This is a genomic window from Beduini massiliensis, from assembly GCF_000829905.1.
GTDB classification, from domain to species: Bacteria; Bacillota_I; Bacilli_A; order Erysipelotrichales; family Coprobacillaceae; genus Beduini; species Beduini massiliensis.
On record NZ_CDPP01000005.1, the window covers coordinates 72,649 to 94,754 of the forward strand.

General features: G+C 38.0%; 21 protein-coding genes. 18 read left to right on the forward strand and 3 right to left on the reverse strand.

Features of this window, described 5'->3' with window-relative positions:
• Nucleotides 1-46 precede the first annotated feature (46 nt).
• Together BN1225_RS07070 and BN1225_RS07075 are read left to right on the forward strand one after the other, a co-directional pair.
• Complete coding sequence (locus tag BN1225_RS07070) at nt 47-1,507, forward strand: NAD(P)H-hydrate dehydratase (RefSeq protein WP_041139131.1); 1,461 nt, start codon at nt 47-49, stop codon at nt 1,505-1,507.
• The gene (locus tag BN1225_RS07075; RefSeq protein ID WP_052466434.1) at nt 1,470-2,075 is read left to right on the forward strand and encodes a non-canonical purine NTP pyrophosphatase; all 606 of its coding nucleotides are present in this window, start codon (nt 1,470-1,472) and stop codon (nt 2,073-2,075) included. The genes BN1225_RS07070 and BN1225_RS07075 overlap by 38 nt, the downstream gene beginning before the upstream one ends.
• A 16-nt stretch (nt 2,076-2,091) precedes the next feature.
• Here the strand turns inward: BN1225_RS07075 and pgeF are convergent, their stop codons facing one another.
• Nucleotides 2,092-2,865 (reverse strand): peptidoglycan editing factor PgeF, encoded by a 774-nt coding sequence (gene pgeF / locus BN1225_RS07080; RefSeq protein WP_041139132.1) that lies wholly within the window; start codon nt 2,863-2,865, stop codon nt 2,092-2,094.
• A 77-nt stretch (nt 2,866-2,942) separates the two neighbouring features.
• Between pgeF and BN1225_RS07085 the strand changes: the two genes are divergently transcribed.
• The gene (locus BN1225_RS07085) at nt 2,943-3,263 is read left to right on the forward strand and encodes a hypothetical protein (RefSeq protein ID WP_052466436.1); all 321 of its coding nucleotides are present in this window, start codon (nt 2,943-2,945) and stop codon (nt 3,261-3,263) included.
• 13 nt (nt 3,264-3,276) lie between these two features.
• On the opposite strand, the gene BN1225_RS07090 is transcribed toward BN1225_RS07085, so the two are convergent.
• Nucleotides 3,277-4,923, reverse strand: a complete 1,647-nt coding sequence (locus BN1225_RS07090; RefSeq protein ID WP_041139133.1) for an Rqc2 family fibronectin-binding protein — start codon at nt 4,921-4,923, stop codon at nt 3,277-3,279.
• A gap of 114 nt (nt 4,924-5,037) precedes the next feature.
• On the opposite strand from BN1225_RS07090, the gene gmk reads away from it, so the two are divergent.
• The 13 genes from gmk (at nt 5,038) to BN1225_RS07150 (ending at nt 17,640) form a co-directional block, all read left to right on the forward strand.
• Nucleotides 5,038-5,613: a guanylate kinase gene (gene gmk / locus BN1225_RS07095; RefSeq protein WP_041139134.1), complete on the forward strand. Its 576-nt coding sequence runs from the start codon at nt 5,038-5,040 to the stop codon at nt 5,611-5,613.
• Nucleotides 5,614-5,660: 47 nt separating this feature from the next.
• The gene (locus tag BN1225_RS07100) at nt 5,661-7,001 is read left to right on the forward strand and encodes a DNA polymerase Y family protein (protein WP_242857700.1); all 1,341 of its coding nucleotides are present in this window, start codon (nt 5,661-5,663) and stop codon (nt 6,999-7,001) included.
• 117 nt (nt 7,002-7,118) lie between these two features.
• Complete coding sequence (gene priA, locus BN1225_RS07105; protein ID WP_041139136.1) at nt 7,119-9,317, forward strand: primosomal protein N'; 2,199 nt, start codon at nt 7,119-7,121, stop codon at nt 9,315-9,317.
• 9 nt (nt 9,318-9,326) lie between these two features.
• A complete protein-coding gene (locus BN1225_RS07110; protein ID WP_041139137.1) occupies nt 9,327-9,767 on the forward strand; it encodes a tetratricopeptide repeat protein in 441 nt (146 codons plus the stop codon).
• Nucleotides 9,764-11,035: a 16S rRNA (cytosine(967)-C(5))-methyltransferase RsmB gene (gene rsmB / locus BN1225_RS07115; protein ID WP_041139138.1), complete on the forward strand. Its 1,272-nt coding sequence runs from the start codon at nt 9,764-9,766 to the stop codon at nt 11,033-11,035. Before BN1225_RS07110 ends, rsmB begins: the two co-directional genes overlap by 4 nt.
• A complete protein-coding gene (gene rlmN / locus BN1225_RS07120) occupies nt 11,019-12,050 on the forward strand; it encodes a dual-specificity RNA methyltransferase RlmN (protein ID WP_041139139.1) in 1,032 nt (343 codons plus the stop codon). The genes rsmB and rlmN overlap by 17 nt, the downstream gene beginning before the upstream one ends.
• Before the next feature lie 4 nt (nt 12,051-12,054).
• Nucleotides 12,055-12,804, forward strand: a complete 750-nt coding sequence (locus BN1225_RS07125; RefSeq protein WP_041139140.1) for a Stp1/IreP family PP2C-type Ser/Thr phosphatase — start codon at nt 12,055-12,057, stop codon at nt 12,802-12,804.
• On the forward strand, nt 12,788-14,665 hold the full coding sequence (pknB, locus tag BN1225_RS07130; protein WP_074434809.1) for a Stk1 family PASTA domain-containing Ser/Thr kinase: 1,878 nt from the start codon (nt 12,788-12,790) through the stop codon (nt 14,663-14,665). The genes BN1225_RS07125 and pknB overlap by 17 nt, the downstream gene beginning before the upstream one ends.
• Nucleotides 14,666-14,676: 11 nt before the next feature.
• Nucleotides 14,677-15,549: a ribosome small subunit-dependent GTPase A gene (gene rsgA / locus BN1225_RS07135; RefSeq protein ID WP_041139141.1), complete on the forward strand. Its 873-nt coding sequence runs from the start codon at nt 14,677-14,679 to the stop codon at nt 15,547-15,549.
• A complete protein-coding gene (rpe, locus tag BN1225_RS07140) occupies nt 15,549-16,196 on the forward strand; it encodes a ribulose-phosphate 3-epimerase (protein ID WP_041139142.1) in 648 nt (215 codons plus the stop codon). Before rsgA ends, rpe begins: the two co-directional genes overlap by 1 nt.
• Nucleotides 16,193-16,798 (forward strand): thiamine diphosphokinase, encoded by a 606-nt coding sequence (locus tag BN1225_RS07145; RefSeq protein WP_041139143.1) that lies wholly within the window; start codon nt 16,193-16,195, stop codon nt 16,796-16,798. The genes rpe and BN1225_RS07145 overlap by 4 nt, the downstream gene beginning before the upstream one ends.
• A gap of 1 nt (nt 16,799) precedes the next feature.
• Nucleotides 16,800-16,967 carry a hypothetical protein gene (locus tag BN1225_RS14765; RefSeq protein WP_156133050.1) on the forward strand — a complete coding sequence of 56 codons (168 nt, stop codon included), beginning with the start codon at nt 16,800-16,802 and terminating at the stop codon, nt 16,965-16,967.
• Between the two features lie 43 nt (nt 16,968-17,010).
• Nucleotides 17,011-17,640: a histidine phosphatase family protein gene (locus tag BN1225_RS07150; protein ID WP_052466438.1), complete on the forward strand. Its 630-nt coding sequence runs from the start codon at nt 17,011-17,013 to the stop codon at nt 17,638-17,640.
• A gap of 73 nt (nt 17,641-17,713) precedes the next feature.
• Here BN1225_RS07150 and trhA read toward each other — a convergent pair whose 3' ends face one another.
• Complete coding sequence (trhA, locus tag BN1225_RS07155) at nt 17,714-18,352, reverse strand: PAQR family membrane homeostasis protein TrhA (RefSeq protein ID WP_041139144.1); 639 nt, start codon at nt 18,350-18,352, stop codon at nt 17,714-17,716.
• A 141-nt stretch (nt 18,353-18,493) separates the two neighbouring features.
• On the opposite strand from trhA, the gene BN1225_RS07160 reads away from it, so the two are divergent.
• Both BN1225_RS07160 and BN1225_RS07165 read left to right on the forward strand, forming a co-directional pair.
• Nucleotides 18,494-19,048 carry a DUF1836 domain-containing protein gene (locus tag BN1225_RS07160; protein WP_041139145.1) on the forward strand — a complete coding sequence of 185 codons (555 nt, stop codon included), beginning with the start codon at nt 18,494-18,496 and terminating at the stop codon, nt 19,046-19,048.
• Nucleotides 19,049-19,330: 282 nt separating this feature from the next.
• Complete coding sequence (locus tag BN1225_RS07165) at nt 19,331-21,895, forward strand: ATP-dependent Clp protease ATP-binding subunit (RefSeq protein WP_041139146.1); 2,565 nt, start codon at nt 19,331-19,333, stop codon at nt 21,893-21,895.
• Nucleotides 21,896-22,106 lie beyond the last annotated feature (211 nt).

Consider the following 22,106-nt stretch of genomic DNA (forward strand, 5'->3'; position numbering starts at 1 on the left):
TACTCTTTTTTATTTATGGTAAAGTAATGTTATAGGGGGGATATTCATGAAAGTAGCGACAGCAAGGCAAATGAATGTGGTTGATGAGACATTAATTCATCAAAAGGGCTATTCTATTGAGCAGTTAGTGGAGATGGCAAGTCAATGCTTATTAGAAGAAATGCCAAAAAGGCAGCGTTATTTTTTGTTGGCAGGCCCCGGTAATAATGGGGCAGATGTGCTCTCTTTGGCGAAATGTCTGATAGAAAACGGAAAAGACGTCTATGTTCGGCTTTTTTATTTCGATAATGCCAACTCTACAGTGCATCATTTTTATGAATTGATTAAAGATAAAGTGATTTTCGTTGAAAAATGGGTTGAAGCTGAGGTAATCGTTGATGGTATTTTTGGTAACGGCCTATCAAGAGCGCTCGATATAAAACTGCAAAATGATTTAGAGCAGATCAATCAAATGAACGGGATTCATATTGCGGTTGATAGTCCGACAGGAATTAATGCAACAAGCGGAGCTATGCAGTCGGTTTGCTTTCAAGCAGAGAAAACGATCACATTTATGTGCTATAAATTAGCTATGATGAATCCGGATCTAAGAAAATGGTTTGGTACGATTGTTGTCAAATCCTTTGGGATTGAGCAAGAAGGGATTGAACATGCATTAATTGCGGAAATGATAGATCGAGATAGGGTAGCTTCCTTTTTTAGAATGAGAAAGAACCATGACCATAAGGGAATAAACGGAAAAATTACGCATTTTACTGGCAGTAAGGAATATACGGGAGCGGCTTGTCTGGCTTCCTTAGCCAGTGTTTATTCAGGCAGTGGGATCGTTAGAGTCTGCAGTGAGAGTGATGTTTTACGACAGGTAAAAGGACATAATTTGGAAGCCATCACATTAGATAGGACATTGTTTACTGCTGAAATGTTAGCCGGGCAGAATGCCTTGTTATGTGGCTGCGGCTGTGGTTGGAATGAGGCTACTCGAGAGATGATTCATTGCCTGATTCAAGAAAGTCGGGTTCCTTTAGTGATTGATGCAGATGGGATCAATGTGATCAGTGAACATCCGGAATGGCTGTTAGAAAAACAATGCCCGATTATCCTGACACCGCATTTAGGCGAGTTTGCGCGTCTTTGTCCCAAGGCGACAGATTTAGAAACGGCAATACAAGCATTCGCAGATCGCTATGAGGTCATTATGGTGGTTAAAGGTCCCCATACAATTGTTTATGGAAATCACCGTTTTTATCGCAATACAACAGGAAATCCGGGGATGGCAACAGCAGGAATGGGGGATGTTTTAGCTGGGATGATCAGCAGTTTTTGTGGACAGGGCTATGACCCGCTGCAAGCGGCACAGCTAGGAGTATACCTTCACGGGTGGTGTGGAGATCAGCTTTATTTAAAGCATTACACAGTGCTGCCACATCGCTTAATAGAAATGATACCGGAAATGATGAAGAGGTTAAATAATGAAAAAGATACTGATTGGGACCACGAATCCCTCTAAAATAAAAAAATACCAAGATTATCTCTCGGATTTTGATATCGAATGGTATACATTAAAAGATTTGGGGATTGAAACGATTCCTGAAGAAACGGGACTTACACCAAAAGAAAACGCAGAAATCAAAGCCCGTTATTACGGACAATTCTTTGATAGTGTCATCTGCAACGATTCGGGATTATATTTTCTTGATTTTCCACTGGATGCCCCAATCCAACCGGGATTATACATACGCCGGGTTGAGGGGAAAGAACTGAGTGATGAAGAAATGATCGCCTATTATAGTCAGCTTGCTCATCAGCATGGCGGAAAAATACTCGCCAGCTATATTCAAGGAGTGGCAGTTTATGAACAGGGAGAGCTATCCTCTTTCGTAGAGTATGATGAGTTTAACCGCTATTATGCGTTTTATTTGAATGATCATATCGTAGATACCTATACACCGGGATGGCCCTTAGATGCGTTGTATAGTTCAACAGGTTTTTTCGACGAAGAAGAGACAAATTTAAAAAAACAGGACTATGATCAACGTTTCCGCGGATTTCTTATTGACAGTTTAAAGTTAAAATAGTTTGACACATGTCAAACTATTTCATCTTAATCATGCTGACGTTACGTCCGCATTTTTTATTTTTGCGATAGCTGAAAAAAAGATCGTTATCCTTGATAGTACAATATTCACTAATTGTGATATGCTCTTTTAAAACACCGCAGAGCAATAATTGTTTTTCCACCAATCCTTTGGCATTGAACAGATATTTACCGTTTTCTTTTGCCTGATAGTACTCATGCGCATCAAACGACATTTGATGAATCGATTCAATGACATCAATGCCTACTTCAAAACGCTCGTAATTGATACTAGGACCGATGTATGCGTAGATTTCTTTAGGATCACAATGTTCATTTTCGATTAAATGTGTGATTGTTTTTAAAGTGATCTCGTTTACGTTGCCTTTCCATCCTGAATGGATAGAAGCAATCAATTCCTGATCCTTTGCGTAAATCAGTACCGGAGTGCAATCGGCATGAAAACTAAGTAAGTAAAGATCTTTGTCACGGGTATACATCGCATCATAATTATAAAAGGCATCATCAAAAGAATACATCCCACGCCCGCCGTCTTCTTTTGTCACTTTCAACAGTCGAGTAGAGTGAGTTTGACGTGTTGCGACCATATGATTAAGATCGGTATGCAGATAATCGGCTAAAAGCTGTCTGTTTTTTAAAACGCATTCCGGATCATCCCCAACATTAAAACTTAAATTTAACCCCTCGCAGTCGCCTTTGCTAAATCCCCCTTTACGGGTGAGACTGTAAGCTTCGATCTGACTAAAGGGTGACCAAGGTATTAATTTCATATTTTTTCTCCTTTATCTGTACACTCGCCTTGCACCTTTTTTTGCAGAAACATATATTACATTAGGAGGTGAGTGAAATGAATTGCTATAATCAAGCATGTCAATGTCAGCAAGGTGGATGTATCCAGCCAACTTGCGGATGCCGTAATACTGGATGCTCATGTGGAATGGGAGGAAGTGCTGCCGCTTACAACGCAGGATGTGGTTGTGGATGCGGAACAGGTGGATGCCCAAGACCACAGCCAGTTGTAATGCCAACACAAGTTTGCGTACAAAGAAGAGTGACTCCTCAAGAACAACCTGTTATTGTTCCTATTGAAAGACGTACAATCAATCAATGCTGTTACTATCCAAGATACTATCCAGTATATCAAAATTCTTATTATACACAATTTTAATAAAACAGGTGCCTCAGGCATCTGTTTTTTTGATTTCCGTTAAACAATCACTATCCGGATCAATGTAAATTGTTTTGTACTTACTGAGAATGACTTGCCCGGGTTTTCCTCCGCTAGGACGTTTCAAAGATTTAACAGGAGCATAATTGATAGGAACACTGCTGCTGTTTTTTCCTTTTGAATAATATGCAGCTAATTTTGCGGCTAGACGCATTGTGTATTCATCGGGGTTATCCCAAGCGACGACCACGTGGCTGCCGGGCATGTCTTTGGCATGGAACCAAAGATGATTCTTATTAGCAAAATGGAATGTAAGATAATCGTTTTGCATATTGTTTTTTCCAATATAGATTGTCACCTGATCTTTTGTCTGATAGGTTTCAAACTGCGGTTTTTTCTTCTTTATTTTTCCATTTGTCTTTTTTCTTTTAAGATAACCCAGATTTTCAAGTTCTTCTTTGATTTCCAAAGCATCGTTGTAGTTCGCATTTTCCATCAGACAGATCAAAGAATCGAAATAATCGATTTCTGCCTGTGTTAGTGCAATCTGCTCATTTAATACGGCAATCGAGTTCTTTGCCTTTTGATATCGGTTATAATATTTTTTAGCGTTTGCCTTACCGTCTAAACGTTCATCAAGTTCAATAGTCATCATCGTATCATCATAGTAATTTTCTACTTCGATCGAACGCATGCCTTTTTTTAATAGGGGCAGGGAAGCAAATAATAAATCTCCCTTAATGCGATAATCATCACTGTTTTGAGAATCAAATAAGGTCTGCTCTAATTTATAAAGCTTGTTTTTATTTTTATTTAATTCACTTTGAAGATAACGCTCCAGATCAGAGGTTTGCTGTTTGATTCTTTCTTTCACATCGGCATCTTTAAAATAGCGATCTAATCCATCAAATAAAGGATATTCTGTTGTTTCACCTTGTAAATGAGTGAGCGGAAGCAAATGAAAATATTCTTTTTTAGAAGTAGCGGTTATATAAAGCGAGCGGCTCTGATCCAACAGCTTCATTAAATCGGAAAAAGATTCCCCTTGTTCCATTCTGAATAGAAGTTCTCTTGATAAAATCGGAGAAACTCCTAAGCAAGTTTTATTTAAGTTGTCGCTAAAGATGTCGGTTTGTTCAAAAGGATTGAGCTTTCCTTTTTGCATCGGCGGCAATTCATAAAGCGCACCGGGCTGCAGGAAACGAACAGTATTCATGCTGGGACTGATTCTTTTTAAACAATCGATGATCTTTAAAGAAGCATCACATAAAACAAAATTAGAATGTTTTCCCATGATTTCGATAAAAGCATAAAGTGTTACTAAATCTCCCAACTCATTACGCGTTAAAAAAGTAAATTTCATAATACGGTCTAAACCGATCTGTTCGATTTCTTTGATATGACACCCTTCCAAATGCTTTCTTAAAAGCATGACCAGCTGCTGTGGGATTGCCGGAGTCGGATAGTTTTCGTTTGTTAAAGCCACACGTGCATATGTCGGGTGGCAGGAAACCAGCAGTTTTACATTTTTCTGATTTGCTCGTATATGAAAAAGCAATTCATAATTTGAGACTTGATATATTTTATTGATTCTGCCTGCCATTAACTGTTCTTTTAAACTTTTTGTAACGGCATGCATCATGATTCCATCATAAGCCATTTTTTATCACCTTCCCCATTATAGCATAAATTCCGGTTGTTTCTACTTTAATAGCAAAAACATTTGACAATAAGGAACGTTTTTTGTATCCTTTAATAAAAGGTGGTGTTACTTGTGGCCAAGGGGAAATTAATCATTTTAAGTGGGCCAAGCGGAGTCGGAAAAGGGACTGTCAGAGCATCTTTATTTGAAGATGAATCTTTGAATCTTGCTTATTCGATTTCAATGACAACACGTCTTCCAAGAGTGGGGGAACGTGATGGGATCGATTATTTTTTTGTGAGTCAGGAAGAATTTCAAAGAAAAATCGATGAAGACGGATTTTTAGAATATGCGCAGTTTGTTGGAAATTGCTATGGAACGCCTAAAGATTATGTCGATCAATTGCTGAATGATGGGAAAAACGTAGTGCTGGAAATAGAAGTGCAAGGAGCTTTGCAGGTCATGAAGAAATGCCCGGAAGCGTTGACAATCTTCTTAGTACCGCCTTCAATGGATGAGTTGGAGAAACGTATTCGCGGAAGAAGAACAGAAGAAGAAGATATCGTAAGACAGCGCTTAGATAAAGCGAAAAGAGAAATTGCGACACAAAATGAATATAAATATGTAGTGTGCAACGATGATGTCGAAGAAGCGAAAAATAAAATTGCAGAAATCATTAAAATGAATGCAAATGTGTTAACGAAATAAAGATACATAGACAGCCGAGGGGCTGTTTTTTTATGGCTGCCTGAGAGTTGAATGCAGATCAAATTTTAGGGTATGGTAATAGTGAGGTGATCAAGATGTGGGAAAGGGCAATTCTCCATGCCGATATTAATCATTGCTATGCTCAGATTGAGGAAATGCGAGATGCATTGCTTGCTCAAATACCGATGGCGGTAGGCGGTCATGAAGAATTTCGCCATGGGATTATTTTAGCCAAAAACGATCTCGCCAAAAAATATCGGATTAAAACCGGTGAATCTTTGCGAGAGGCTTATAAAAAATGTCCGCATTTAAAGATTATACATCCCGACTATGATCTTTATTTAGCAATCAGTGAACAGGTAAAGGAAATCTATCGTCGTTACAGTGACAAAGTAGAATCTTTTGGTTTAGATGAAGCTTGGATCGATGTGACTCATTCGCAAACTTTGTTTGGGAATCCGATTGAAATTGCTCGGAAAATTCGGATGGAAGTCTATCATGAATTAGGATTGACGATTTCGATAGGAATCAGTTTTAATAAAGTGTTTGCGAAAATGGCATCAGATATGGATAAGCATCATGGTATTACGGTCATTACATCAGAAAATTATCGGGAACGCTTGTGGGGACTGCCAATCGAAGCGATGTTTTATGTGGGGCAAGCAACCGCAATCAAACTGCGGGCAAGAGGAATTGGCACCATCGGGCAATTAGCCAATACACCTAGAATCTATTTGAAATCCTTTTTAGGTAAGCCGGGAGAATGGATTTGGGAGTTTGCGAATGGGTTTGATGAGAGTGAAGTAGCGGAATCTGAGCAGCTGCCAATGATAAAATCTGTAGGCAACAGTATTACTGCGATTCACGATCTGGAAACGGCAGAAGAACTAAAGATGGTATTTCGTGTATTATCGGAATCTGTCGCGGCTCGATTGCGGCAGCTGGATAAAAAAGGAAGTGTTGTCAGTATTTACTTGAGAACGAATGGATTCGATCGCTGCAGCCGACAAATAAAATCAGACTATCTGATCGATACCAGTGATGCCATCATGGAATGTGTTGAGCGCTTGCTGAAAGCATATCTCCCTTTGAAAGGAGATGGTACGTTTGGAACTGCCTATCGCAGCATTGGTTTGGCAGTATCCAAACTGCAAAAAGATGCACATAAAATTCAGTTGAGTCTTTTTGAAAATGAAAACAGAACGATGCATAATCGTGATTTGGAAGTAGCGATCGAAAAGATCAGAGAAAAATACGGATCTGATAAAATTAAACGCTGTATCATGATGAAAGATAAAGAATTGACCGGATTTGATCCTAAAAAAGATCATGTGATTCATCCTATGGGATTCTTTGGATATTCAGATCGTTCCCCAAAATCAGGCTGAAAACGGTCTGTTTTTTTATGATTTTAAAAAAGTTTAAATATCTTTGCGGCATCATCGGTAATAGTGGAATTTCAGCAGGTTTTTTGATACAATAAATAAGATAGGGAGGTAATGCACATGTATATCGCAGATGTCTTAATTGAACATCCAGTCAATCCACTAGATCGACCTTTTTCCTATCTGTGTGAATTACCAATCTCAAAAGGAATTCGGGTAAAAGTTCCATTTGCTGCTCAGAGTTTGGTTGGCTATGTTGAAAGTGTTGCGGAAACAACATTGAGTGAAGAAGAATTAGAAGAAGAAAATGGGTATCCATTAAAGTGGATCAGTGAAATCATTGATGAAAAACCATTGCTGAATAGTGAGTTGATGCAGGTGGCGGATTATTTATCCAAGATCACACTTTCTCCTAAAATCAGCTGTTTGTCGGTGATGCTGCCGGTCCAGTTTAAACCAAGCAGTAAAAATGGCGTAGGGAAAAAATATGAACGTTATGTTCAAGCGGTAGATCGTGACGATCTCAAACTGACGCCAAAACAAAAAGCCTGTCATGATTACCTTAGAGAACTGCGAAGACCGATTCGTCTAAAAGAAGTGCCGTATTCCGCCGCCATCCTTAAAAAATTGGCGGAAATGAAAGCTGTTGATATTTTAGATGTCGAGGTCTATCGCAATCACTATTTAGATATAAAAGAAAAAGAGGGATGGCCGCAGTTAACTTTACCGCAGCAAAAAGCGGTAGAAGGAATTACGAATGAGTTGAAGCATAAAGTGTGTTTATTATATGGGGTAACCGGTTCAGGAAAGACAGAGGTCTACCTGCAAGCTGCCCGAAAAGTACTGTCACAGCAAAAAACGGTCATGATGCTGGTACCGGAAATTGCTTTGACACCCATGATGGTGACACGTTTTAAAGAGCGTTTTGGACCGGCGGTAGCGGTATTGCATTCGCGCTTGTCGCAAGGTGAAAAGTATGATGAATACCGACGTATTCTAAAACATGAAGTCAAGATTGTAGTAGGAGCCAGAAGCGCTATTTTTGCTCCTTTGGAAAATATTGGCTTAATCATTATGGATGAGGAACATGATCAGTCTTATAAACAGGATTCAGCACCACGCTACCATACTCGTGATATTGCGCGTTTTCGTGCAGAATATCATCGCTGTCCATTGGTTTTAGCGAGTGCGACCCCTTCGATTGAAACGTATGCTCGTGCTAAAAAAGGCACTTATGAATTGTTTGAACTAAAAAAAAGAATTAATAATCAGCCAATGCCCAATGTGACGATAGTCGATATGGCAAAAGAAGTCTCGGCAAAAAATTATTCTTTGTTTTCTCGAACGATGCGTCAGCGTTTACAAGAATGCATCGATCAACATCATCAAGCCATTTTGCTGCTGAATCGGCGTGGCTATTCAAATTATCTGCAATGTAAAGACTGTGGTCATGTAGTGAAATGTCCGCATTGTGATGTTACATTGACTTATCATAAAGATGAACACGTGATGAAATGTCATTACTGTGATTATACAACGGCGCCGGTGACAACCTGTCCTAACTGTCATAGCCGAGCAATCTACCCGGTTGGCTATGGGACACAAAAAGTAGAAGAAATGATTCAAAAAGAATTTAGAAATGCGAAAGTGATTCGGATGGATGTGGACACAACACGAAAAAAAGGCGCACATGAGCATCTGTTGAAAGCTTTTGAAAAACAAGAAGCCAATATTTTGTTGGGGACTCAGATGATTGCGAAAGGTTTGGATTTTGCCAATGTGACTTTTGTTGGGGTGCTGAATGCCGATCAAACATTAAATTTACCCGATTTTCGTGCGAATGAACGTACCTTTCAACTGCTTTGTCAGGTATCCGGCAGAAGCGGCCGCGGTGAAAATATGGGCAATGTCGTAATACAGACATATAATCCCGATCATTACGCAATTCAATCGGCAAGTCAGCACAATTATCTTGCCTTTTACCAAAAAGAGATTCAGTACCGCTATTATGGAAATTATCCGCCATATTGTCGTATGGTTTCTTTAGAAATTCGCGGAAAAGACGAAATCATAGTCAAGGATCGATCACAGCAGATTGCCGTATATTTAAAAAATAATGCCACGCATGCGACCGTTTTAGGACCGGCACCGTCATTGATCTATCGTATGAATGATTATTACCGTTATCGTATTTTAATCAAATATAAAAACGGTGAGGGATTGATAAATGCGCTTAATACCATTCATCAGCACTATAATCGTGAAAGAAAAGAAAAAGTAACGGTGATGATCGATTTTAATCCATATACACAAATTTAGGAGAAAAGAATGAGGAATAAAATAGAAAAGATAAAACAGGAAGCGGCAAAAGGAAATCTTGATGCAATCTATCAGTTAGGGTTTGCTTATTATACCGGAAAGTTAATAGAACCGGATATGAATAAAGCAATCGACTGTTTTAAAAAAGCCGCTGCCAGCGGACATGTGCAAAGCATCCAAGCAATAGGGGTCTGTTATGCCAATGGAGATGGCGTTGCCAAAGATTTAAAAAAAGCAGTCTTTTGGTATCAGAAAGGATCGGATCTGGGTTATGATCAGTCCAAATATAATTTAGCTCTTTGCTACTACAGAGGCGAAGGCGTGGCACAGGATGAAGAAATCGGAAAAGCGCTGATGGAAGAAGCGGCAAAAACAGATGCAGATGCCAAGCGTTTTATTCGAAAAGTATATAAGAAAGGTTTTTTCAGCCGTTTTAGGGGGAACCAATGAGAAAAATAGCAGCAGATATCATTTATCATTATCAAACCAAACAAAGCTATCTCAATATAGAACTGAATGCGGCTTTGGAAAAAACACCTTTATCACGTGAAGATAAAGATTTGATTACCCGTATTGTCTATGGGACAGTACAAAATGAAATATATTTAGCGTATCAATTAGAACCGTTTATTCATGGCAAAATCAAAGCGTATGAGCGAGCGGTCTTGTTGATCTCTTTTTACCAGCTTATCTTTCTAACAAAGATTCCGACTTATGCAGTATGCAATGAAGCGGTGGATATGATTAAAAAGAAATATGGCATGCAGCGTTCTAAACTGATGAATGCGATTTTAAGAAATTTTATACGTCAAGGCGTTCGTCCCATCGAGGCGAAAGATGAATTCGAGTATTTAAGCATTGAAACCTCTACGCCTTTATGGCTGGTAAAACTATTAAACAAACAGCTAGGAAAAGAAAAAGCGGTTAGAATCTGTCACAGCTATTTAGAAAAGCCCTCTTTAGCGGGACGAGTGAATACATTAAAGGCAAGCCGAGATGAGCTATTGGCCCAATATGAAACCTTTAAAGCCGGGGAATTGAGTGAAGATGCTGTCCTTTTTGAAAAAGGCAACATTGCTCATCATGAACTTTTTAAATCTGGAAAGGTGACGATACAAGATGAATCCAGTCAGTTAGTTGCTCGTTTCTTAGACCCGAAAGAAAACAGCTATGTTTTAGATATGTGCAGTGCCCCGGGATCAAAGACAACGCATTTAAGCGCACTGATGAAGAATACCGGCAAGATTGAAGCTTATGACATTCATGCACATAAAATTCAGCTGATTGAAATGAACGCTCAGCGTTTGGGAGCGGAAAATATCATGGCTCATGCGATGGATTCCACTCAGTTAAGAACGATATATCCTGATGAAACCTTTGATTATCTTTTGTTGGATGCCCCTTGTTCGGGGCTGGGGGTCATCGCCCGTAAACCGGAAATCAAATATCAGGCACCCGATTCTATGGATGGGATTATCACACTGCAAACACAATTACTGGAAGTCGCCTATCATTTATTGAAAAAAGGGGGCACCATGGTATATAGTACGTGTACAATTAATAAAAAAGAAAATCAAATGCAGATGGCTAAATTTATGAAACAACATCCCGATATGCAATGTGTAAAAGAACGATTGATTTTACCCTATGAGTATCATAGCGATGGATTCTATATGTGTAAACTAACTAAAGGAGCAGATAATGAAAGCAATTTATGATTATAATTTAACGGAACTAACAGAAGCCTTTTTATCTTTAAATGAAAAGAAATTCAGAGCGATGCAGGTCTTTGACTGGCTGTACGTCAAGTTTGCTAAGGATTTTAAAGAAATGACGAACTTAAACAAAGATTTGCAAGCTAAATTACAGGAAAGTTTTGTGATTGATTTTTTAAAGGTCAAGAAAAAACAAGTAGCCAAAGATGGAACTACAAAATATTTATTTGAATTAATGGATGGACATTTGATTGAAACGGTGCTGATGCGGATGGAATATGGTAATTCTGTTTGCGTGACAAGTCAGGTAGGATGTAATATGGGATGCTCTTTTTGTGCAAGCGGACTATTAAAAAAACAGCGTAACCTCACTTCCGGAGAAATGGTGGCTCAAATCATGCATGTTCAGTTTGACTTATTGGAAGAACGTGAACGTGTGAGCCATGTGGTCGTGATGGGAACCGGAGAACCTTTTGATAACTATGAAGAAGTAACAAAATTTATTCAAACGATCAATGAACCTAAAGGCTTAGCGATCGGAGCACGCCATATCACAGTATCGACATGTGGACTTTGTGACAAAATTGAAGCCTATGGAGATTTGGGACTGCAAGCAAATTTAGCGATTTCCCTGCATGCCCCTAATGATGAGATTCGTAATCAGTTAATGCCAATCAATAAAAAATATCCAATGGATACGTTGAGACAATCGATTAAAAGATATAGTGAAAAAACAAATCGACGCATTACATTTGAATATATCTTATTAAAAGATGTCAATGACAGTTTGATTTGTGCGAGACAATTAGCCCATTATGTAAAAGGCTTAAATGCTTATGTTAATCTTATCCCTTATAATAGTGTGGATGAGCATGGCTATCAATCGGCAAGCAAAGAAACGATCGAGGCATTCTATAATGAATTAGCCAGATTAAAAGTAAGAGCGACGATTCGTCGTGAGCACGGGGCAGATATAGATGGTGCCTGCGGTCAGTTAAGAGCAAAATTCCAGAGGTGAGAACATGAAAGTATTTGATGAGACAAATATAGGAAAACGTACATCTAATCAAGATAAAGTAGCGATTGTCAATACGCGTGGCGGACAATTGCTGGCTTTAGTCTGCGATGGTATGGGGGGGCATAACTCTGGTGAATTGGCTTCCAAGATTGTTTGTGAATACCTCGTGGATTGTTTTAAGATGATGCCGGGCTTTATTTCAAGTGAAGAAGCTAAAGCATGGCTGCAAGATGCGATTAAAGAAGCGAATCAAGTAACAAAAAGACAGGCACAAACCTCGCCATTGCACGCCGGCATGGGAACAACGATCGTCGTGGCGCTCATTTATCGGGATAAAGTATATGTAGGGAACATCGGAGACAGCCGCTGCTATCATATTCATCATGAAATTACCCAGCTGACAGATGATGATACGTTTGTGAATGAATTGATTAAATCCGGAGTCATCTCTAAAGAAGAAGCTAAATTTCATCCTAAACGTAATGTGTTGATGAAAGCGGTCGGAATTAATGAAGAAATTGAAGTGTTTATTCAAGAATATAACTTAAAACCTGGATATTTACTGCTTTGCAGTGATGGCTTATATAATGCAGTCAGCGATGAACAGATTAAAGAAATTGTCATGAGCAAAGGATCAGTGGCAAATAAATGCCATTGTTTAATTCAGCTGGCATTGAAACAAAATGGAAGTGATAATATCAGCGTTGCATTAATCGAAGTGGAAGGAGGCGACCTTAATGCCGAGTCAAAATAGAATCATCGACGATCGTTATGAAATTAAAGCGATCATTGGTCAAGGTGGAATGGCAGATGTGTATCTGGCAGAAGATCTGATTTTAAAGCGCGAAGTTGCGGTTAAAATATTGCGTGAGGTATTAGCCGAAGATCCAATTTATGTTCAGCGCTTTAAACGTGAAGCCAGTGCTGCCGCAACATTAAGCAATAAGAATATTGTTGAAATATATGATGTGGGAGAAGAAAACGGCAAGTATTACATCGTGATGGAATACGTGTCAGGACAAACACTAAAGGAATTGATTTTTAAACGTGGGGCGTTACACATGGCAGAAGCAATTGATGTGATGAAACAAGTCACAAACGGAGTAGCTGCCGCCCATAAGTGCGGGATTATTCATCGTGATCTAAAACCGCAGAACATTTTAGTAACGAATGGCGGTATCGCTAAAATCGCAGATTTCGGTATTGCCTCGATTCAAACTGTAACCAATGTCACAAAAGCGGATACGATCATGGGTTCTTTGCATTATTTAGCTCCGGAAATCGCCCGTGGTGAAAAAGCGACAATTCAAAGTGATATTTACTCGTTGGGAATTATGTTTTATGAACTGCTGGTCGGACAAGTCCCTTTTAATGGGGAATCACCGGTCAATATAGCGTTAAAACATATGCGGGAAGAACTGCCGTCCGTACGTGAGATCAACCCAACCATTTATCAGTCTGTTGAAAACATTATTATTAAGGCAACCGCTAAAAATGTAGAGAATCGTTATCAGAACGCTAATCAGATGCTGGAAGATTTAAAGCAAGCATTAGATCATCCCAATGATGAAAAAATAACGTTCGTCAGTCAGGAAGATGATGATACAACAATTGTTGTTGGAAATGAGGAATTTTATAATCAGCCAAGTCAAATGGATATTCCGGCTGCAGAACCGGTGGTAAGTGAAGCGGATAAGAAAGCTAAAAAGAAAAAGCAAATGAAGCTGGCTGCTTATGCGGGAATGGTCGCAGTAATTCTTTTTATTGTTGGTCTTTATATCGTTATGGCAAATCCTTTTGCGAAAAAAGAGAAGATGGTAGAAATTCCTAATGTGGTTGGAAAAACATTGGAAGAAGCAACGGCAGAATTGGAGAAAAGCAATCTGATTGTTTCCGAGTTGATCAGCTATACGGTTTCTGAAGAATATGATGAAAATCATGTTGTTGCGGTGAATCCGTCATCAGGCAAAGAAGTCAAGGAAAAATCAGAAGTACGGCTGACCGTCTCAAAAGGAAAATATATTTTAATTGGCAATTATATTGGTAAAAATATAGATACTGCCAAGAAAGAACTGGATGACATGGGCATGGTTGTCAATGTTATCGAACAAGAGAGCGAAGAAGCAGAGGGGACAGTCATTTCTCAATCGATCGATGAAGGACAAAAGATCGTCCCGGATGCACCAAATAAAATCATTACGTTAAAAGTATCAAGCGGATTATCGATCAAAGTAGAGAATTACTTAGGAATGGATGTCTTTAGTGCTAAGGCAAACTTAGAAAGTCAAGGCTTTGTCGTGACATTAAATATTTTACCTGCTCCTACTGCGATTTATCAAATTCAAAATATGAAGATTAATGTCGTCGAAGGACAATCATTAAGTGCGGGAACAGTGGTGCATAAAAAAGGTGAAGCCATTACGCTCGACTATTATGATAAAAAACCTGAGCTTCCGACAGAAGATCCCGATGATGAAGAAAACAACGGAACAAATAATGGAACAGGCAGCAACAACGGACAAAACAGTGGTGGAAATACATCGACACCGGGAAATGGAGAAACACAAAACCCGAGCGATAAACCAAATACGGATACACCGTCGACGGGTCAATAAAGGAGAACAGCATGCCAGAAGGAAAGATTATTAAAGCTTTATCCGGATTTTACTATGTGCAAAGTCAAGATATGATTTATGAATGCCGTGCACGAGGAAAATTTAGAAATATTGATTTTAAACCCTTGGTAGGAGATGAAGTGGTCTTTCAAATAGAAAATACAACCGCAGGATATATTATGGAAGTAAAAGAGCGACGTAACTTTTTGGTCCGTCCGCCAATCAGTAATATCGATCAGGCAATTATCGTTGTTTCAGCTAAAGAACCGGATTTTTCAACGCTTCTGTTAGATAAATTTTTGTTGTTGATTGAATCTGCAAGGATTAAACCGGTCATCTGTATTACGAAAGCAGATTTGATCGATGACGATGATCCTATATTAATGGATATAGAAAATTATCGTAAAAGCGGTTATGAAATCCATTTGTTGAGTGCGAAAGAGGAAACCGGTTTGGAAGCTATTCAGGATGTATTCAAAGGAAAGGAAAGTGTGATTACCGGACAGAGCGGGGTGGGAAAATCTACTTTGCTGAATGCCTTGAATATCCATTTGAATTTAGAAACCAATGAAATTTCTAAAGCTTTAGGACGAGGACGGCATACGACCCGCCATGTGGAATTAGTGAAGATTCTTGGCGGATTAGTAGCGGATACACCGGGCTTTTCCTCTCTTGAATTAGAGATGAGCAAAGAAGAAGCGGCAGTGGCCTATCATGATTTTGCTCAGTTATCAGCTCAGTGTAAATTCAGAGAATGCCTGCATGATTCAGAACCTCACTGCAAAGTTAAAGAAGCCGTTGAAACGGGAGAGATTGCACGTACCCGTTATCAGCATTATTTGCAATTCTTAAATGAAATCAAAAACAGAAAGGAAAAATACTAATGATTATTTCACCATCAGTTTTATCAGCGAATTTTGCTGATCTAAAAACAGATATTAAAAAAATAGAAGAAGGTGGCGCAAGCTGGCTTCATTACGATGTAATGGATGGACATTTTGTCCCTAATATTTCATTTGGTTATAGTATCTTAGGAGATGTAAGAAAGGTTACCGATTTATTTTTAGATGTTCATCTGATGATCAGTGATCCAAAAAAATACCTGAATGATTTCATTAAGGCAGGAGCTGATTTGATTACCTTTCACTATGAATCTTGTGATGATCTTGACCAAGTGAAATCGGTAATCACGGAAATAAAGAATCAAGGAATCAAGGCGGGGATCAGTATCAAGCCTAATACCGATGTTGAAGCGATTAAACCGGTGTTAGCTGATTTAGATTTAGTTTTAGTGATGAGTGTAGAACCGGGATTTGGCGGGCAATCCTTTATGCCTAAGGCGATAGATAAAATAAAAACACTTCGAAACTGGATTGATCAGGGAAAAATGGAATGTCTGATCGAAGTGGATGGTGGAATCAATGAAGAAACCGGAAAACAATGCAAAGAGGCAGGAGCCGATGTTTTGGTAGCTGGAAGCTATATCTTTAAACATGAGAACACAAAAGAAGCCATCGAGTCATTAAAATGAAAGCAGGACTGGTTGGCGCAGCACCCACACGAATGACATTAGATCCTAATTTACCCTATATTGGGGTTGATGGGGGTGTCGAGACATTGCTTTCACAAGGGATCATGCCCATGGTCGTGGTGGGAGATTATGATTCACTAAAAGATAAAGACTGTTTAAAGAAGATTAGGAATATTCAATTACCACAGCAAAAAGATGATACAGATACGGCGATAGCGATTGAATATTTATTGTCAAACGGGTATAATGATATCGTATTATATGGAGTGACAGGAGGAAGAATTGACCATTTCTTAGCGGTGCTGTGCATGCTGAAGAAATATCGTGATCATTCTTTGACTGTTTTAGACGAACAAAATAAGATCTATATATTAAAAGCAGGCAAACACTGTATACATAAAAATGAGTATCGTTATCTATCCTTTTTTACAGATCAGGATACCTATATAACAATTAAGGGATGCGTTTATCCATTAGATCAGTATTTGTTGAAAAACAATGATCCATTATGTGTTTCCAATGAGATATGTGATGAGATTTGTGAAATAGAAATAACAAGTGATGTGATTGTTGTACAATCAAATAATAAGGGGGGAATATAGTTTGGCAACAAAGAGAGAAAAACGTAATGAAGTACGTAAGCAGAATCATGAGGAATTTGAACAGAAAACGAAAAAGAAAGAATTGATGAGCAAAAGTGACAGAATCAAATGGGCATTGTTTGGTGTTGTTTTAATTTGTTTGTGGATTTTGACTAAATTTTCAGCATAAACGCAAAAGAGAACGGTGAGTTCTCTTTTTTAGGAGGAAAAAGATGATAAACTTTTATATTGTTCGTCATGGGCAAACAATTTTTAACCAAAAAGATATGGTGCAGGGGTGGTGCGATTCCCCTTTAACTCAGACCGGTATAAATCAGGCGATAGGAGCAGGGATCGGATTGAATGATGTTTCGTTTACTCATGCATATACATCCATTAGTGAACGTGCTTATGATACAGCTTGTGCCATCATTCAAGATCAAGAAATTCCTTTGACAATCGATAAACGATTAAAAGAGTTTGGATTTGGGATGCTGGAAGGAGAAAAAAACGAGGTGTTGATGAAACCCTTTCATGGTGACTTTGCCACAGCGATTAAAGTAGGTTGGGTCAAAGAAGGCGGAGAAAACGAAAAAATGGTACGTGAAAGAATTCGTTCATTCTTTGATGAAGTCACTCAGCATCATCAAGATGGAAATATTCTGATTACATCACACGGATTAACCATTACGGCAATGTTAAAGGAAATGGTGCCACAAGATTTTAATCTCAAATTATTGGAGCACGGTATCGATAATTGTTCAGTCACTATTATTGAGTATGATGGTGAATATCGTTTGAAGGTTTTAAATGATACGACATATCGTGATCGAGGGTTAACGAGCATGCAGTCAAAAGGATAGGCAAGTTTTGCGCTTGTCTTTTTATTTTGCCGATCGATGGCATCATAGGAAATAAAAAAACACCCACAGGTGTTTAAATATATAAGGCAATAGCGATAAAATGAAAGAATGTCCCTATCATTATGAAAATGTGAAAGAGTTCATGAAATCCAAAACGTTCTGTAAAGTTTGGCTTTTTTATCATATAAATAACAGCACCGATACTGTAGCTGATTCCTCCGATTGCAATCAAGGTAACGCAGGCAGTACTCATTGAAGTCAAGATGCTGACATCAAACAAAATAGACCATCCTAAACCTAAATAAAACACAGTGGAAAGCCAGCGCGGGGCATCCATCCAAATCATTTTAATAATAATACCGAGAATTGCGACAGACCAAATCACCCCTAAAAATAATCGCGGATCGTCCATATAGGCTAAACAAAGCGGAGTATAAGATCCGACGATCAGAATATAAATCATCGCATGATCAAGTTTTCTTAAACGCAATTTAGAAGGTGCATCTTCACTTACGTAGTGATAAATACTGCTGGCGCTGTAAAGTGCCATCATGGATAAGCCAAAGATGAGAACGGATAAGATCGAAGACAACGATCCATGACGCAGCCATTGGCTAATCACAACGATAGCTGTTCCTGCTACAGCAAAAATCGCCCCAATAAAATGAGTCAAAAAACTAATGGGATCTTGTGCCCGATCATAAAATTTCATAAAATTATCCCCCTTAAACAAATGAATATAGTTTTCAAAACTACTTTATGAAGTTATTATATCATCATATATGCATTAGTCAATTAAAATATTGATTTTAAAAACTGTTTAATATAGAATGTACATAGGGAGGGCAAAACAATGACAGATGGATTTACTGAAATCGTACGTAAAATCTTACAGAGAAGTGATGTGCATGCGGATGCAATTCCTTCTTTAGATCTTTATATCGATCAGATCATTACTTTGCTGGATCAAGAACTAGGCGATAACAAAAGAAATGAAAAAGATAAGATTTTAACGAAGACTATGGTGAACAACTATAGTAAACAAGGCATACTAAAACCGATTAAAGGAAAAAAATATTCTAAAGATCACATTATTCAAATGCTGATTATCTATTCTTTAAAGAATACGTTGTCGATTGAGGAAATCAAGCGTATCCTACAACCAATATATAAGCTGTCTGATGAAAATAATGTCGATTTAAGTCATATATATGATCATTATTTAGAATTGAAAGAGGATAAAAAAGAAGTGATGGCGGTTGCCATTGACACTATTTTAAGAGATGAAAAATTAAACTTGGCTCAAGATGAGGATCGATTGGTCATGGTATTATGTTTGTGTGCATTATCTGAATTTTCCAAATCAGTAGCACAGGAATTGATTGATCAGTATTATCCGGCGAAATAGAATGCATGGCATTCTTTTTTTTATATGTTGATAGTTACTCTAAATAGGGCTGTTAATGATCTACGGGAAAGGATCAATGAAATAGATTGAAATTTTTATCAATCATTTGCGTTTTGTCTTTTTTTAAAACACTAAATGAACATAAATCAGTATGAACTTGGTAAATGGAAAGATACTAAGGATGAAGAAATAAACTTTTTAGCACTTAAATGTTGACAGTGCTAAAATAAGTGCTATAATAAAATTAGCACTTAGGATAAAAGAGTGCTAAGGAGTGATAACATGGACATAGAAAAAATGACGCATAAGATGCAGGAAGCTATTTCTAAGGCTTTTCAGTTAGCCTTGAATTCATCAAATCAGATTGTTGATATCTTACATTTATTAAAAGTATTATTGGAAGATAGCAGTGGTATGCTGCCGCGTATTTTTGAAAAACTGAATTTGGATAAGAATTTAGCTATGGCTTACTTGGAACAAAAATTGCGTTTGCTGCCACAGGTACAAACCACTCAAGAAGATATGCGGATTTCTTATGACTTAAATACATTGTTTCAAAATGCTTTGAAGGTACAAAATCAACTGAAAGATGAGTATTTGTCTGTTGAACATATTATTATAGCATTATATGATATGCAGTCACATACTCTAAAACAGTTCTTAGAAGAAACGAAAATGGATAAAGCCGAAGTATTAAAGGCAATTAAAGAGATAAGGGGGACTAATACAGTGAATAATCAAAACCCAGAAAATCAATATGAAGTATTAACAAAATATGGACGTGATCTTACTTCGGAAGTAAAGGACGGAAAGATTGATGTCATCATCGGACGTGATGAAGAAATTCGTCGTGTCATTCAAATATTATCACGTAAAACTAAAAATAATCCTATTTTAATCGGTGAGCCAGGAGTAGGTAAAACTGCCATTGTTGAAGGATTAGCATGGCGTATTTATAAAAATGATGTGCCTATCTCACTGCAAAATAAAACTGTCTATGAATTGGATTTAGGGGCATTGGTAGCCGGAGCGAAATATCGTGGTGAATTTGAAGAACGCTTAAAAGCAGTTTTAAATGAGATTCAAAAAGCAGAAGGAAACATCATTTTATTTATTGATGAAATTCATCAGTTAGTCGGTGCCGGTAAAACGGATGGAGCCATGGATGCGGCAAACTTATTAAAGCCAATGTTGGCAAGAGGAGAACTGCATTGTATTGGGGCAACGACATTAGATGAATATCGTATGTATATAGAAAAAGATGCGGCTTTGGAAAGACGTTTCCAAAAGGTAACGGTTGATGAACCGGGGATCGATGATACAATCGCTATTTTGAGAGGACTTAAAAATGGATTTGAAACGCATCACGGAGTTCAAATCAGCGATAGTTCATTAGTAGCGGCAGCTAATTTATCTGAACGTTATATTACTGATCGTTTCTTACCGGATAAAGCAATCGATCTTATCGATGAGGCCTGTGCAACGATTCGTATGGAAATCGATTCTTTGCCTCAGGAATTGGATACGATTACTCGAGAAAAAAATCGTTTGGAGATGGAAAGAATATCTGTTGAAAAAGATACAAGTGAGAAAGATAAAGAACGTTTAGATGATATTAAACAAAAGATTGCTTCATTAGATGAAAAAGAGAAAGTGCTGTTATCAAAATGGCAAGAAGAAAAGAAACAACTTGAGGAAGTCAAAGCTTTAAAAGATCAGCGTTCTAAACTACAATTACAGCAGGAACAATATGAACTGGAATCTGATTTTGAAAAGGCATCGCGTATCAAATATGAAGAATTACCGGCAATTGAAAAGAAAATCGAAGCTTTGGAAAGTACGAATAAAGAAGATTATTTATTGCAGGAAAAAGTAACGGAAGAAACGGTGGCAGAAGTGATTGCGAAATGGACACATATTCCCGTTAGTAAATTACAGCAGTCTGAAAGAGAAAAAATTCTGACTTTAGGGGAAGTCTTAGCACAGCGTGTTATCGGTCAGGATCAGGCTTTAGAGAAAGTGACCAATGCTATTCTTCGTTCAAGAGCAGGCATTCGTGATGAAAGTAAGCCCATCGGTTCATTCCTATTCTTAGGGCCAACCGGGGTAGGGAAAACAGAAGTGGCTAAAGCATTGGCCGAACAGTTGTTTGACAGTGAGAAACATATTGTTCGTATCGATATGTCAGAATACATGGAGAAATACAGTGTCTCTCGTTTATTAGGAGCACCTCCGGGATATGTGGGATATGAAGAAGGCGGACAGTTAACGGAAGCTGTACGTCGTAATCCTTATTCAATCGTCTTACTAGATGAAATTGAAAAAGCCCATCCGGATGTCTTTAATATCTTATTGCAGGTATTAGATGACGGGCGTATTACCGATTCCAAAGGAAAAGTGGTCAGCTTTAAAAACACGATCATTATCATGACATCTAATATTGGTTCAAATTATTTGCTGGAAGGCAATACGAAAGAAAATCAAGATTTAGTCATGGGTGAATTAAGATCTTACTTCAAACCAGAACTATTGAACCGTATCGATGAAATCGTTCTGTTTAACTCATTAGATCAAAGTGTTATTTATAAAGTTATTGATAAATTTATTCATCAATTGGAAAAACGTTTAAGTGATCAGAATATTCAATTATCTGTCAGTGATCAGGCAAAACAATTTATCATGGATAATGGCTATGATTACCAATATGGAGCAAGACCATTACAACGTTATATTCAAACTTACATTGAAACATTGGTGGCAAAGAAAATTATTGAAGGAACGATTGTTCCAAATAGTAAAGTCACAATTGATGTTGAAAATGGACAGTTTGTTATTGAGGTGCAATAAGGGAGATAAGTCTCCCTTTTTTTTATTGCTTGAACGTATGGCTGACCTAAACATGGAATTTGCCGAAAATCTATGATACACTTAAATTAATAGTGTGGTTTATACTGTGAAAATTGAAATGAATGAAGAATGGTGCAGTCACCTAATGCGGGGAAATTTTTAATGAACACTCACATTAGAGGTGCTGGAGCAAGCAATGACAACTTGGACT